General features: G+C 69.1%; 13 protein-coding genes. 4 read left to right on the top strand and 9 right to left on the bottom strand.

All coding sequences use genetic code 11. The features are described 5' to 3' along the window. Window positions 1-176 precede the first annotated feature (176 nt). A complete protein-coding gene (gene phoH2, locus A6048_RS10610) occupies window positions 177-1,532 on the top strand; it encodes an RNA 5'-3' helicase PhoH2 (protein WP_107749121.1) in 1,356 nt (451 codons plus the stop codon). A gap of 194 nt (window positions 1,533-1,726) precedes the next feature. Here the strand turns inward: phoH2 and A6048_RS10605 are convergent, their stop codons facing one another. Both A6048_RS10605 and glpX read right to left on the bottom strand, forming a co-directional pair. After that, window positions 1,727-3,130, bottom strand: coding sequence for a class II fumarate hydratase (locus A6048_RS10605; RefSeq protein ID WP_107749120.1), 1,404 nt, complete (start codon window positions 3,128-3,130; stop codon window positions 1,727-1,729). Between the two features lie 75 nt (window positions 3,131-3,205). Further along, complete coding sequence (glpX, locus tag A6048_RS10600; RefSeq protein WP_107749119.1) at window positions 3,206-4,216, bottom strand: class II fructose-bisphosphatase; 1,011 nt, start codon at window positions 4,214-4,216, stop codon at window positions 3,206-3,208. Window positions 4,217-4,363: 147 nt separating this feature from the next. Between glpX and A6048_RS10595 the strand changes: the two genes are divergently transcribed. Continuing rightward, window positions 4,364-4,927: a DUF4245 domain-containing protein gene (locus A6048_RS10595; RefSeq protein ID WP_107749155.1), complete on the top strand. Its 564-nt coding sequence runs from the start codon at window positions 4,364-4,366 to the stop codon at window positions 4,925-4,927. A 34-nt stretch (window positions 4,928-4,961) separates the two neighbouring features. Here the strand turns inward: A6048_RS10595 and A6048_RS10590 are convergent, their stop codons facing one another. The 3 genes from A6048_RS10590 to A6048_RS10580 are packed head-to-tail and all read right to left on the bottom strand — an operon-like array spanning window position 4,962 to window position 7,005. Further along, window positions 4,962-5,189, bottom strand: a complete 228-nt coding sequence (locus A6048_RS10590; RefSeq protein ID WP_107749118.1) for an exodeoxyribonuclease VII small subunit — start codon at window positions 5,187-5,189, stop codon at window positions 4,962-4,964. Continuing rightward, a complete protein-coding gene (gene xseA, locus A6048_RS10585; protein ID WP_107749117.1) occupies window positions 5,189-6,583 on the bottom strand; it encodes an exodeoxyribonuclease VII large subunit in 1,395 nt (464 codons plus the stop codon). The genes A6048_RS10590 and xseA overlap by 1 nt, the downstream gene beginning before the upstream one ends. Beyond that, entirely contained in the window at window positions 6,580-7,005 is a 426-nt protein-coding gene (locus A6048_RS10580; protein ID WP_107749116.1) for a hypothetical protein, read from the bottom strand. The genes xseA and A6048_RS10580 overlap by 4 nt, the downstream gene beginning before the upstream one ends. 72 nt (window positions 7,006-7,077) lie before the next feature. On the opposite strand from A6048_RS10580, the gene A6048_RS10575 reads away from it, so the two are divergent. Continuing rightward, window positions 7,078-8,058, top strand: a complete 981-nt coding sequence (locus tag A6048_RS10575; RefSeq protein ID WP_107749154.1) for a 4-hydroxy-3-methylbut-2-enyl diphosphate reductase — start codon at window positions 7,078-7,080, stop codon at window positions 8,056-8,058. Between the two features lie 12 nt (window positions 8,059-8,070). On the opposite strand, the gene A6048_RS10570 is transcribed toward A6048_RS10575, so the two are convergent. Together A6048_RS10570 and A6048_RS10565 are read right to left on the bottom strand one after the other, a co-directional pair. After that, window positions 8,071-8,562 (bottom strand): DUF6542 domain-containing protein, encoded by a 492-nt coding sequence (locus A6048_RS10570; RefSeq protein WP_107749115.1) that lies wholly within the window; start codon window positions 8,560-8,562, stop codon window positions 8,071-8,073. Between the two features lie 11 nt (window positions 8,563-8,573). Continuing rightward, on the bottom strand, window positions 8,574-10,106 hold the full coding sequence (locus A6048_RS10565) for an AI-2E family transporter (protein ID WP_107749114.1): 1,533 nt from the start codon (window positions 10,104-10,106) through the stop codon (window positions 8,574-8,576). 99 nt (window positions 10,107-10,205) lie between these two features. Here A6048_RS10565 and ychF point away from each other — a divergent pair, with 99 nt between their 5' ends. After that, window positions 10,206-11,285 (top strand): redox-regulated ATPase YchF, encoded by a 1,080-nt coding sequence (ychF, locus tag A6048_RS10560; protein ID WP_107749113.1) that lies wholly within the window; start codon window positions 10,206-10,208, stop codon window positions 11,283-11,285. A 67-nt stretch (window positions 11,286-11,352) separates the two neighbouring features. Here ychF and A6048_RS10555 read toward each other — a convergent pair whose 3' ends face one another. Then, entirely contained in the window at window positions 11,353-12,390 is a 1,038-nt protein-coding gene (locus tag A6048_RS10555; protein ID WP_107749112.1) for a methionine synthase, read from the bottom strand. A gap of 20 nt (window positions 12,391-12,410) precedes the next feature. Beyond that, on the bottom strand, window positions 12,411-13,403 hold the full coding sequence (locus A6048_RS10550; protein WP_107749111.1) for a putative oxygenase MesX: 993 nt from the start codon (window positions 13,401-13,403) through the stop codon (window positions 12,411-12,413).

The raw sequence follows: 13,403 nt of genomic DNA, 5'->3' as shown, positions 1-13,403 counted from the left end.
CCGGCGTAGCGTAGGTCGCAACGGTCGGTGGGGAAGCCGACCGTCGGGAGGTCCCAGCCGATGATCGATCCACTCGATCGGGAGGGGGCCGGCACCCGGCCCCGTCACCACCAGGTGACCTGAGCCGACCGGTCCACCCCCAGCTCGCCCGCGGTGCCGCGGGCCAGGAGTCCGCCGTGACCGACACCGTACGTACCTACGTCCTCGACACCTCGGTTCTGCTCTCTGATCCGTGGGCCGTGACCCGCTTCGCCGAGCACCGCGTGGTGCTGCCCATCGCGGTGATCGGGGAGTTGGAGGGCAAGCGTCACCACCCCGAGCTCGGATACTTCGCCCGGGAGGCACTCCGACTCCTCGAGGACCTGCGACTGCGCCACGGACGGCTCGACGGCGATCTGCCCATCACCGACCAGGGCGGCACCCTGAGGGTGGAGCTCAACCACACCGACCAGGCGATACTGCCCTCCGGTTTCCGGAACACCGGGGAGGACGCCCGGATTCTCGCGTGCGCGCTCAACCTCCGCGCGGAAGGCCTCGACACCGTCCTGGTGTCCAAGGACGTGCCCCTGCGGGTCAAGGCCGGCTCGGTGGGCCTGCCCGCCGACGAGTACCACGCCCAGGACGTGGTGCTGACCGGCTACAGCGGGGTCTCCAACCTGCCCGCCACCCAGGACCTCGTGGACACCCTGTTCTCCGACGGCGGGGCCTCTCCGCTCGCGGCCCGGGCCGCCGGCCTGGACGGGGAGACACCGGTGCACTGCGGGATCCGGGTCCAGACCGAGTCGTCGTCGGCGCTGGCCCGCGTCACCGACGGCGGCGGCCTCAAGCTGGTCCGTGGCGATGTCGAGGTGTTCGGCCTGCGCGGCCGGTCCGCGGAGCAGCGCATCGCGATCGACTGCCTGCTCGACGAGTCGATCGGGATCGTCTCCCTCGGCGGGCGGGCCGGCACCGGCAAGTCCGCGCTCGCCCTGTGCGCCGGACTCGAGTCGGTCCTCGAACGTCGCCGCCACCGCAAGATCGTGGTGTTCCGCCCCCTCTACGCCGTCGGCGGCCAGGAGCTCGGATACCTGCCGGGTGGCGAGGCCGAGAAGATGTCCCCGTGGTCACAGGCCGTATTTGACACCCTCGAGGGTCTGGTCAGCGAGAACGTGATCGACGAGGTCATGGACCGGGACATCCTGGAGGTGCTGCCGCTCACCCACATCCGTGGCCGGAGCCTGCACGACTCCTTCGTGATCGTCGACGAGGCGCAGTCCCTCGAGCGCAATGTCCTGCTCACGGTGCTCTCCAGGCTGGGAACGGGCTCGCGGGTCGTGCTCACCCACGATGTGGCCCAGCGGGACAACCTGCGGGTCGGTCGCCACGACGGGATCCAGGCGGTGGTGGAGAAGCTCAAGGGGCATCCGCTGTTCGCGCACGTCACCCTCAACCGCTCGGAGCGCTCGGCCATCGCCGAGCTCGTCACCACCATGCTGGAGGAGTTCCACCCCGGCGGCGAGCCGGGTGCGCTGCGCCGGATCCACGCGGCGTGACCGCCGTGTGAGGGCGCCACCGCCGCTCGCGCTGGCCGAATGCGCGGGCGAGCAGAGGCTGCGCTGCGTGTCCGGACCAGACACGCAGCGCAGCCTGGCGCCTGTGGTCGCGTCCGGTCGGTGTGTGTCCGCGCTGTGTGGCAGACCCCCGACGCCGGACCCCCACGCCAGAACCCCCACGCCAGCCCCCGGCGTCAGCGCGTGCGGTCGAGCCCCGTCATCCCGAGCACGTCGAGGCGGCGGTCCAGCTCGTCCTCGCTCAGCGGGTCGGGGACGAAGCCCAGGGCGATCACGGCCTCACGGATCGTCATCCCCTCCGCCAGGGCGTGCTTGGCCACCCGGGCGGCCTCCTCGTAGCCGATCGCCGAGTTGAGCGGTGTGACGATCGACGGCGAGGACTCGGCGTAGCGGCGCATCCGGTCGACGTCGGGCTCGATCCCGTCGATGCAGCGCTCGGCGAAGAGGGTGGACGAGGTGGTGAGGATTCGAGCGGACTCGAGGACGTTGCGGGCCATCACCGGGATAGCGGTGTTGAGCTCGAAGGCCCCGGTCGCGCCGGCCCAGGCGACGGCGGCGTCGTTACCCACGACCTGGGCGGCCACCTGGGAGATGGTCTCGCAGAGCACGGGGTTGACCTTGCCGGGCATGATCGACGACCCGGGCTGCAGATCCGGAAGGTGGATCTCGGACAACCCGGTCATCGGACCGGAACCCATCCAGCGGACGTCGTTGGCGATCTTCGTGAGTGAGACGGCGATCGTGCGCAGCGCCCCGGAGAGTTCCACGAGACCGTCACGGGCGGACTGCGCCTCGAACGGGTCCTCGGCCAGACGCAACTCCTCGAGCCCGGTGAGGGACCGGAGCTCCTCGACCACGGCGGTGCCGAAACCGTCCGGCGCGTTGAGGCCGGTGCCCGCCGCCGTGCCTCCGATCGGGAGCTCGCCCACCCGGGGCAGGGTGGCGCACACGCGCTCTGCCCCGGCCCGGATCTGGCGCGCGTACCCGCCGAACTCCTGGCCCAGTGTCACGGGGACCGCGTCCATGAGGTGGGTACGACCGGACTTGACCACGTCCCGCCACTCGGTGGCCTTCCTCTCGAACGACTCGGCCAACACTCCCAGCGCGGGAACGAGCTCGGTCAGCGCCATCTCCGTCGCGGCGACGTGTGTGGCGGTGGGGAAGGTGTCGTTGGAGGACTGCGACATGTTGACGTCGTCGTTCGGATGGACGGTGACGCCCTCGGCCGCGCAGAGCGAGGCGATGACCTCGTTGGCGTTCATGTTGGAGCTGGTACCGGATCCGGTCTGGAAGACGTCGACGGGAAAGTGCTCGTCCACCTCGCCCTCGGCGATGCGACCGGCTGCGGCGACGATGGCGTCGACCTTGGCCCCGTCCAGCAGGCCGAGGCGACCGTTGACGGTCGCACAGGCGGACTTGAGGAGGCCGAGCGCGCGGATCTGTGCGCGCTCGAGGCCGCTCCCCGAGACCGGGAAGTTCTCCACGGCCCGCTGCGTCTGAGCGCGCCAGAGCGCGTCGACGGGGACCCGGACCTCACCCATGGTGTCGTGCTCGATACGGAATTCAGTCTGGTCGGCCATACGGCCAGAGTAGGCGGGCCCGCCGCCCCGTGCTGGCGACCAGCGCAGCGGGCCCGACCTCGTTGTCGATCGGGATTACTGGTTCTGGGCACCCTGGCCGTAGTCGACCGCCGAGAACTCGCGGAGCTTCTCCATGCGGTGGCGGGCCTCGACGTGCCGGACGGTGCCGGACTTCGAGCGCATGACCAGGGACCTGGTGACGGCTCCGTTCGCGCGGTAGCTCACGCCACGGACCATGTCCCCGTTGGTGATACCGGTCGCGGCGAAGAAGCAGTTGTCCCCCCGGACCAGGTCGTCCGTGCCCAGAATCGCGTCAACATCCAGGCCGGCCTCGACCGCCTTCTTGTGCTCGGCCTCGTCCTGGGGCCAGAGCTGACCCTGGATCTCGCCTCCCATGCACTTCATGGCGCAGGCGGTGATGATCCCCTCGGGGGTGCCACCGATCCCCATGAGCATGTCCACCGAGCTGTCATCGGAGGCCGCGGCCACGCCGCCTGCGACGTCCCCGTCCATGATCAACCGGACCTTGGCGCCCGCCGCGCGGATCTCCGCGATGAGCTCGGCGTGCCGGGGCCGGTCGAGGACGCACACGGTCATGTCCCCGACGTCGATGTTCTTCGCCTTGGCCACGGACAGGATGTTCCATTCCGTGGACTTGGACAGGTCGATGTGACCGACCGCGTCCGGTCCCACGGCGATCTTGCGCATGTAGAAGACCGCCGAGGGGTCGAACATCGAGCCCCGCTCCGCGACCGCGATGACGGCGATGGAGTTGGGCCGTCCCTCGGCCATGAGGCGGGTCCCGTCGATCGGATCCACGGCCACGTCAACCGCCGGGCCGTGCCCGGTGCCGACCTTCTCGCCGTTGAACAGCATCGGCGCCTCGTCCTTCTCGCCCTCACCGATCACCACGACGCCGTCCATGTCGACGGTGCCGATGAGCTCACGCATGGCGTCCACGGCCGCGCCGTCGCCCCCGAGCTTGTCGCCACGGCCCACCCAGCGGCCGGCCGCGAGCGCGGCGGCCTCGGTTACTCGGACGAGCTCCATGGCGAGGTTACGGTCGGGGCGTAGGGCGTCTGACATGTGGCGTCGGGCTCCTCGGATAGCTGGGCGCGGGTAGACGTGGCCACTCGCGTCACGATGGGGTGTCGGCGCTCATTGTTGCACTTCGCGGCCCCCGCCGGGGGCCAGGCGCCCGACATGCCCCGGGTGGGTGGGATACTCGCAGCCGTGGCCGAGCCGAAACCGAGAATCCTGCAGGGCAACCGCGACATGTTCTGGTCGGTGGTGGTGCTCATGGCCATCGTCGGGATCTTCGCCGGGGTCGCCGGCCAGTGCACCTTCAGCCCTTCCGGTCCGCAGCAGGGGGCGATCCCCGAGTTCGACGCCGAGGCCTCCCTGCGCCAGGACGCGCGCAGCCTGGGTTTCCCGGTTCGTTCCCCGGACGTCCCGGAGGGGTGGACCTCCAACTCCGGTCGCGTCGAGAGCTTCGCCGACACCACCTCGAGCCACGTCGGTTGGGTGACGGGGGAGCGCAGCTTCGTCGAACTGGTCCAGTCCGACGCCCCCGAGGAGGCCTTCCGGTCACTCAACGGCGGTCCGCGACCCAGCCGGACGATCGTGCCGGTGACCGGGCAGGAGTGGACCGTGTACACCGGTGACGACGTCCGCCCGGTGTGGGTGCTGGACCTGGACGACGTCCGGGTGGCCGTGACCGGGTCGGCGACCTCCTCTGACTTCGAGGCGCTGGCCGCGGCCGTCCAGGACGCCGAACCGCTCCCGAGTCAGCGGTAGCCGCGGGGGCTCGGGTCACCCGGGCGGCGGCCTACTAGCTGCGGCTGCCTGCGTCGTCGTCGCCCAACACCGCGTCGATCCGGTCGCGTGCACCGTCCAGGTGCTCGGTGCACCGCGCGGCGAGCTCCTCGCCACGCTCCCAGAGCGCGAGGGACGCGTCCAGGTCCTGGCCGCCGGCCTCGAGGATGCGGACCACCTCGATCAGCTCGTCGCGGGCCTGCTCGTAGCCGAGCTCGGAGACGGGGGTCGGCTCGTCGGACATCAGGACTGCTCCTCGGTGGTGGTGGGCTCGGTGGTGGGGGGCTCGGGTGTGGTGGGCTCTGTAGTAGTGAGCTCGGGTGTGGTGGGCAGGTCAGCGTCGGGTGCGGTGGGGCCGGAGGGCACGGGGCTGGTGGCGGCCGTCCGTCCCGCGGCGGGGGTGGAGCCGAGAACGGCGGCGGACAGGGCCCCGTCCGATACCCGGATACGCAGTTGCGAACCGGGAGGGGCGTGGGCGATGGAGGAGACCACCCGCCCGTCATTGGCCCCGGCGACGGACTGGACCACCGCATAACCGCGTGCCAGGGTGGCCGCCGGACCGAGCGTGGTAAGGCGCGCCGAGAGGTGGACCAGGGACGTGGACTCGGTCTGGATGATCCGGGTGATGTCCCGGCGGGCCGCCCGGAGCGCCTCAGCCACCACCTCGGCCCGCGAGTCGACGATCCCGTATGGGTTCGCCATCACGGGGCGGGAGCGGATCGCCGCGAGCTGAGTGCGTTCCCGTTCCACCCATCCCCGCAGGGCACGGGCGGTGCGGGAGCGGGCCTCGACGATTCGGCGGCGCTCCTCGGCGACGTCCGGGACCACCCGCTTGGCGGCGTCGGTGGGGGTGGCCGCGCGCAGGTCTGCGACCAGATCGGAGAGAGGGGAGTCCGGCTCGTGCCCGATCGCGCTGACCACGGGCGTCCGGCACCGCGAGATCGCCCGCACCAGCGCCTCGTCGGAGAACGGGAGCAGATCCTCGACCGAACCCCCGCCGCGGGCGAGGATGATCACGTCGACGACCGGGTCGGCGTCGAGTTCCGCCAACGCCTCGAGGATCTGCGGCACGGCCGTCGGGCCCTGGACCGCGGTGTTGCGGACGGCGAACCGCACGTCGGGCCACCGACCCCGGGCCACCTCGACCACGTCGCGCTCGGCGGCACTCGCACGACCGGTGACGAGCCCGACGCAGGTCGGGAGGAACGGCAACGGGCGTTTGAGTCGCGGGTCGAACAACCCTTCCGCGGCCAGTGCCTGCTTGAGCCTCTCAATCCGGGCGAGGAGTTCGCCGATGCCCACCGGGCGGATCTCGGAGACCTGGAGCGAGAACGAGCCACGACCGGTGTAGAACCGGGGGGTTCCACGGACCACGACCCGGCTGCCCTCGGTGACCGGCACCGGCGCCTCGGAGATGAGCCTGGGCGGGCAGGTGAGGCTCAGCGAGTTGTCCACCGAGGGGTCGCGGAGCGTCAGGAACGCCGTCCGCGTGCCCGGGCGGAGGCTCAGCTGGGTGATCTGACCCTCGACCCAGACGGCGCCGAGCCGGTGGATCCAGTTGGCGATCTGGTCCGAGACCACCCGGACCGGCCAAGGCTGTTCGGGGCTGCTGGGGGTCCTCGCGGAGCCGGTGGTCACGTTCTGCGCGGGGTGACGCGACCGGTAGGTACGTCGGGTTCGTCGCCGCCGGGACCGTGGTCCCCGTCCGGGCCGACCGTGGTCGTGGCCCCGGCTCCGGCCCCGGCTCCGGCTCCGGCACTGGCCCCGTTTCCGGCTCCGGCACTGTCCGCGTCCAGGTCCTCGTCGAACGTCGCCCATTCCGGCTTGTCCTCCCGGGCGGGGAACACCGCCGCGATCACCCGGTCGCCCTTGACCGCGAGTCCGGCGACGGTCTGGCCGGCGTGGAGGTACGACTGCACCAGGCTGCCGGCGACCTTCACGGGGACGGCGGGCAGCGTCACAGCCGCCTGGAGCGCGCGGCCGGGGAGCTCCACGGCGAGCTCCACCGCGGAGGCGGCGACCCCGATCGAGACACGGGTGAGGAAGAAGGGACGGAGCATGGGAACCTCTCTGCCGGGGGGCGTCCGGGAGGCGTGATGGTCGGAATCCAGTATGAACCGTACCCTGGGGGCATGACCGAGCAGACCGACATGATCGCCGAACCGGCAACCAAGCGAGTGCTTCTCGCGGAACCGCGCGGCTATTGCGCCGGCGTCGACCGGGCCGTCGAGACGGTCGAGAAGGCCCTGGCCAAGCACGGAGCGCCGCTGTACGTCCGCAAGGAGATCGTCCACAACAAATACGTGGTGGAGTCCTTCACCGACCAGGGCGTGATCTTCGTCGACGAGACGGACGAGGTCCCCCACGGGTCGAACCTGGTGTTCTCCGCCCACGGCGTCTCGCCGGCCGTGCGGGAGAGCGCCCTCCAGCTCGAGCTCAACACCTTCGACGCCACGTGCCCGCTGGTGACCAAGGTCCACACCGAGGTCAAGCGCTTCGCCCGTGAGGGCTACCTGATCCTCTTGGTCGGCCACGAGGGTCACGAGGAGGTCGAGGGGACCGCGGGCGAGGCGCCCGACGTGGTGACCCTGGTCGACGGCCCGGAGTCCGTCGACGCACTGGACATCCCCGTGGAGACCGAGAAGCTGATCTGGCTCTCGCAGACCACGCTCAGCGTGGACGAGACCATGGAGACGGTGCGCCGACTCAAGGAGAAGTACCCGACGCTGATCGATCCGCCGTCGGACGACATCTGCTACGCCACCCAGAACCGGCAGGTCGCGGTCAAGACCATGGCCCCGCAGTGCGACCTGGTGATCGTGGTGGGCTCGCAGAACTCGTCCAACTCCGTGCGCCTCGTCGAGGTGGCCCTGCAGGCCGGCGCACGCGACGCGCACCTTGTCGACTACGCCAAGGAAATCGACACGTCCTGGTTCGAGGGCGTCGACACCGTGGGGGTGACCTCGGGTGCCTCGGTGCCGGAGTTGCTGGTGCGCGGTGTGGTGGACCTGCTGGCCGACCACGGCTACAACGACGTCTCCTCGGTCCGTACCGCCCAGGAGACCATCACGTTCTCGCTGCCCCGCGAACTACGGGTCCCCAAGAAGGTCTGATCCGCAGGAGCCTCAGCGGCGGGCGTGTGCCGGGGCGACCCGCTGCCGGTGGACCGCCACCGGGCGGGTCACGCGGGGTTCGAGGACGAACGCCCGGATGAGCGCGATCGCCACCACGACGAGCGTGGTGGTGAGCATCAGCGGGAACCTCGTCGCCAGCGGCAGGACCAGCGAGATCAACTGGGAACGCGCGAAGGCGTCCGCGGTCAGACCTGCGCCGGCGATCACCGAGGCCAGCGGTACGAGCACCGACATGATGATCGGCGGCTGTACGCCGGCCGCGAACAGCGACCGGCGGGAGACCGCCAGGACCGCGATCAGGCAGCCCAGGAAGTACGCCACGGTGAACCCGGTGCCGAGGTCCCCGGAGAGGGAATCGATGGCCACCCCGGTGAGTGCGATCGCCACCGCCAGCAGGACCGCGGACCAGGCCGGGAGGCCACGAACGGTCGAGACGACGGACCTCTCGTCCGCCGGGACCCGTCCGCTCCTACGTGTGCTCACAGGATGAGACTCTAACTCTCGAGTCGTCGAGCGAGGAATCTGCCGAAGCGTCGCAGGGCGTTGGGCTTGTCCTCGGCAGGGGAGGGCCGGTTGCCCGAGACCGCCTGCGGGTCGACGGGGCCCGGTTCCGGCAGGGGTCGATCCGCGGACTCGTCGATGGCGGCGCCGGGCGGGGCGCCCGCCTCGTCGTCGTCCCGGGCGTAGCCACCCCCGACCTCGACACCCTCCGACCCGCCGTCACCGACCTCGGCGACGGCCACACCCCGGTCCTGATGGGGCGCCGGGGACAGGCCCGGTCGGGTGTCCTTGATCCCCGCCATGATCGCGCTGCTGCTCTTGCGCAGCGGCGCGAACCGGGAACTGGACATCTCGCCGAGCCACGCCGTCAGCCGACCTTCGTCGGTGGCGGAGGCGAGGTCCGACGCGGTGACGTCCCCGGTCCGGAGATCGATCTGCTCGCCGAGGTACCGGAGCATCACCGCGACCACCGCCAGGATCGGCACCGCGAGGAACGCACCGATGATCCCGAACAGGGTGGCGCCCGCGGCCACTCCGAGCAGGATCACGACGGGATGCAGGTTCATCGCCCGCGACTGCAGTAGGGGCTGCAGTACGTTGCCCTCCAACTGCTGCACGGCGATGATCACGACCAGGACGATGATCGCGGTGGTGAGACCGTTGGCCACCAGCGCGATGAGCACCGCCAACGCGCCGGCCGTGAACGCACCGACGATGGGGATGAACCCGGCCAGGAAGGTGATGACCGCCAACGCCCAGGCCAGCGGTACTCCCAGGATGACCAGCGCGAGTCCGATGAAGAACGCGTCGACGAACGACACGATCGCCTGGGCGCGGATGTACCCGCCGAGCGTGTTCCAGCTGCGGGTGAGCACCTCGGTGAGATGACGGCCGGCGTTGCGACCCGCGATCCGGCGCACGAACGGCAGGAACAGGGGGCCGTCCTTGATGAAGAAGAAGGTGAGCACGAGGACCAGGACAAAGGTGACGACCAGCGAGCCCACCGCGGTCACACCGGTGAACACACCGTTGGCGATCTGGTCGCCGCGGTCCTGAAGGGTGGAGCTGAGCTGGCCGAGCACACCGTCGAGCTGCTCGTCCCGGATGTTGAGCGGCGGACCACGCAACCAGTCCTGGACCTCGCCGATGGCTTCCGAGGTCTGGTCCGCCAGCTGGACGCTCTGCTCGATGATCGACGGGGCGATCAACGCGAGGACTCCCGCGATGGCCCCGACGGATCCGAGTATCGCGAAGAGCGCGGCCAGGGCCTTGGGGACGCCACGACGGGTCATCCATCCCGTCGGGGGCCACAGGACGGTCGACACGATGAGCGCCAGGAGGATGGGCAGGATGCCGACCCACAGGGCGCCGCCGATCTGGATCAGCAGCCATCCCGCCACGAGCAGGATGGCCAGTCGCAGCGCCCAGTCGGAGACCCAGCGCCCGCCGAGCCCGATGATGACGGACCGGTCGACGTGCTCCTCTTCGGTGACCACTGGAGGAGGCGGTTTCGGCTCGTCACTCATGCCACACATGATGTCAGAGGTCACGCGGGTGCGCTCCCGGGGATCGGCCGGGGTGGCGGGGAGGGGACCCGGGAGACGCGGGACGTAGACTCGGGCCTCGTGAGCCTCACCCTCGGAATCGTCGGACTGCCCAACGTCGGTAAGTCGACCCTGTTCAACGCCCTGACGAACAACGACGCGCTAGCCGCGAACTACCCGTTCGCCACGATCGAGCCGAACATCGGGGTCGTGGACCTGCCGGATCCCCGCCTGGCCCGCCTGGCCGAGATCTTCGGTTCCGAGCGGATCCTGCCTGCGGTCGTCTCGTTCGTGGACATCGCCGGCATCGTCAAGGGCGCCAGCACCGGTGAGGGCATGGGCAACAAGTTCCTCGCCAACATCCGCGAGGCCGAGGCCATCTGCCAGGTGGTGCGGGTGTTCGACGACCCGGACGTGATCCACGTGGACGGCAAGGTCGACCCGATGGCCGACATCGAGGTGATCGCCACCGAGCTGATCCTGGCGGACATGGAGACCCTCGAGAAGGCCATCCCGCGCCTCGAGAAGGAGTCCCGCAAGGACAAGTCCCTGCTGCCGCAGCTCGAGGAGATCCGTAAGGCGCAGACCGTGCTCGAGGACGGACGCACCCTGTTCAAGGCCCAGGACGAGGTGGACCGCACCCTGCTGCGCGACCTGCACCTGATGACCGCCAAGCCGTTCCTCTACGTGTTCAACGCCGACGAGGCCGTGCTGACCAACGCGGAGCGTCAGGCCGAGCTGCGCGCCGCCGTGGCTCCCGCCGACTGCGTGTTCCTCGACGCCAAGGTCGAGTCCGAGCTCCGCGAGCTGGACGACGACGACGCCATGGAGTTGCTGGAGTCGATCGGCCAGGACGAGCCGGGCCTGAACGCGCTCGCCCGCGCCGGCTTCCACACCCTCGGGCTGCAGACCTACCTCACCGCAGGCCCCAAGGAGTCGCGCGCCTGGACGATCCGCAAGGGCGACACCGCCCCCAAGGCCGCCGGTGTGATCCACACCGACTTCGAGAAGGGCTTCATCAAGGCCGAGATCGTGTCCTTCTCCGACCTCGACGCCGCCGGTTCCATGGCCGCCGCCAAGGCCGCCGGCAAGGTGCGCATGGAGGGCAAGGACTACGTGATGGCCGACGGCGACGTGGTGGAGTTCCGCTTCAACGTGTGACCCTGAGCGCAGTGACGGCCCCGTCTGCCATGGCAGGCGGGGCCGCCGCCGATCTCAGGCCGATAGGTCAGGGCTTCGCGGCCGATAGCTCCTCACGAACGATGCGCGCACCCGCGCTGAGCGCGCTCAACTTCGCCAGTGCGATGTCCCGGGAGAAGGGCGCCATGCCGCAGTTGGTGCTCGGCAGGAGTTTGTCCTCGTCGACGAACTGCAGCGCGTTGCGGATGGTGGCGGCGACCTCCTCAGGAGTCTCGATCTTCTCATTGGCCACGTCGATGGCCCCGAGCATGACTTTCTTGCCCCGGACGAGTTCGACGAGGTCAATCGGGACACGGGAGTTGTGGCACTCCAGCGAGATGATGGCGATGCTGGACTGTTGGAGGAGGGGGAACGACTCCTCGTACTGTCGCCATTCGGAGCCGAGGGTTGCCTTCCAGTCGGTGTTCGCCTTGATCCCGTAGCCGTAGCAGATGTGCACTGCGGTCTCCGCACGTAATCCCTCTGTCGCCCTTTCCAGGGTCGCCACGCCCCAGTCCTTCATCTCATCGAAGTAGACGTTGAACGCGGGCTCGTCGAACTGGATGATGTCGACCCCCGCAGCCTCCAGGTCTCGCGCCTCCTGGTTGAGGATCGTCGCGAACTCCCACGCCAATTTCTCGCGGCTGAAGTAGTGGCCGTCGTAGAGCGTGTCGATCATCGTCATGGGGCCGGGGAGTGCCCACTTGATCGGCTGATCGGTCTGCTGTCGGAGGAATCTCGCGTCGTCGACGAAGACCGGCGTGGAGCGGCTCACGTCACCGACCACGGTGGGCACACTCGCGTCGTAGCGATTGCGTATCCGAACCGTCTCGCGCTGCTCGAAGTCGACCCCGTCGAGATGCTCGATGAACGTCGTCACGAAGTGCTGACGGGTCTGCTCGCCGTCACTGACGATGTCGATTCCGCGGTCGCTCTGCTCCTTCACGGCGATGCGCAGCGCATCCTGCTTACCCTCGACCAACTCATCGCCCTGCAACTTCCAGGGCGCCCAGAGGGTTTCAGGCTGGGCGAGCCACGAGGGCTTGGGCAGGCTGCCGACGGTGGACGTGGGCAGGATCTGGTTCATGGTCGACTTTCCTCCGGTGGTCATCCGACGAGAACGGGGTAGCGGGCGGCCCACTGCTCGAGGAGCTCGCGGTGGGGGTTAATGAAGCGTTCCTCCGTGTACGTGCCCTGCTTCTTCGCGAGCTGACTGCGCTCGACACGGTCGTAGATGATCGGGGTGGGTGAGTAGTCCTCGTGTTCCAGGGTCGGTCGGTAGATCTCTGCGGCGGGGGAGGTCGCGTTGTAGATTTCGGGCCGATAGATCCGCTGGAAGGTCTCCATGACGCTCACCGTGCCGATGAGCTGCAGGTCGGTGTAATCGCTGAGCAGATCGCCGCGGAAGTAGAACGCGAGCGGGGCGACACCGCCGGGCGGCAGGAAATACCTGACCTGGAGCCCCATCTTGCGGAAGTACTCGTCGGTCAACGAATAGTCGTCCTGCTGGTACTCGACTCCGAGGGTCGGATGGTGGTGTCCGGTACGGCGGTAGGTCCGGCTCGTCGACACACTGATGCAGATCACGGGCTCCACCTCGAAGCGCTCCCGGTAGGCCTCGGAGTCGAGGAAGTGTTGGAACAACTTGCCGTGCAGGTCGCCGAAGTCGCCGGGCACGGTGAACTCGGAGCTGCCCTCGTTGACCGCCGGCAGCCGAACGCTGAAGTCGAAATCGCGGACGTAGGACGAGAAGTTGTTCCCGACGATCCCGGGGATGCGGGCTCCGGTCTCCCGGTCGACGATCTGCATATCCAGTACCTCGATCAGGGGGAACCGGTGGTCCGTGCCATCAGAGCTGAACTGCAGCTCGGCGGAGACGATCTCGAGCTCGACGGAGAAGCGGTCCCCGGTCGGATTGTCCCGGCGCGCGAGGTCATTGAACCGATGGTTGATCATCGACAGGGTTCGGCGGAGATTCTGCTGACGGTGCTCGCCTCGGGCCAGGTTCGCGAAGTTCGTGGTGGTTCGGGAATTCTTCGACGGTGAGTAGTTCTCGTCGAAGCGGGTGGTGGTGATGCGATAAGTGAATTCGTTCGACAT

Source organism: Dietzia psychralcaliphila (assembly GCF_003096095.1).
In the GTDB taxonomy this organism is placed as follows: Bacteria; Actinomycetota; Actinomycetes; order Mycobacteriales; family Mycobacteriaceae; genus Dietzia; species Dietzia psychralcaliphila.
This window is presented reverse-complemented; position numbering and strand designations above follow the sequence as displayed.

Coding starts and splice junctions, on each gene's coding strand:
- A6048_RS10605 (WP_107749120.1), bottom strand. CDS start 3,130: ATGGCCGACCAGACTGAATTCCGTATCGAGCACGACACCATGGGTGAG.
- glpX (WP_107749119.1), bottom strand. CDS start 4,216: ATGTCAGACGCCCTACGCCCCGACCGTAACCTCGCCATGGAGCTCGTC.
- A6048_RS10590 (WP_107749118.1), bottom strand. CDS start 5,189: ATGTCCGACGAGCCGACCCCCGTCTCCGAGCTCGGCTACGAGCAGGCC.
- A6048_RS10580 (WP_107749116.1), bottom strand. CDS start 7,005: ATGCTCCGTCCCTTCTTCCTCACCCGTGTCTCGATCGGGGTCGCCGCC.
- A6048_RS10575 (WP_107749154.1), top strand. CDS start 7,078: ATGACCGAGCAGACCGACATGATCGCCGAACCGGCAACCAAGCGAGTG.
- A6048_RS10565 (WP_107749114.1), bottom strand. CDS start 10,106: ATGAGTGACGAGCCGAAACCGCCTCCTCCAGTGGTCACCGAAGAGGAG.
- A6048_RS10555 (WP_107749112.1), bottom strand. CDS start 12,390: ATGAACCAGATCCTGCCCACGTCCACCGTCGGCAGCCTGCCCAAGCCC.
- A6048_RS10550 (WP_107749111.1), bottom strand. CDS start 13,403: ATGTCGAACGAATTCACTTATCGCATCACCACCACCCGCTTCGACGAG.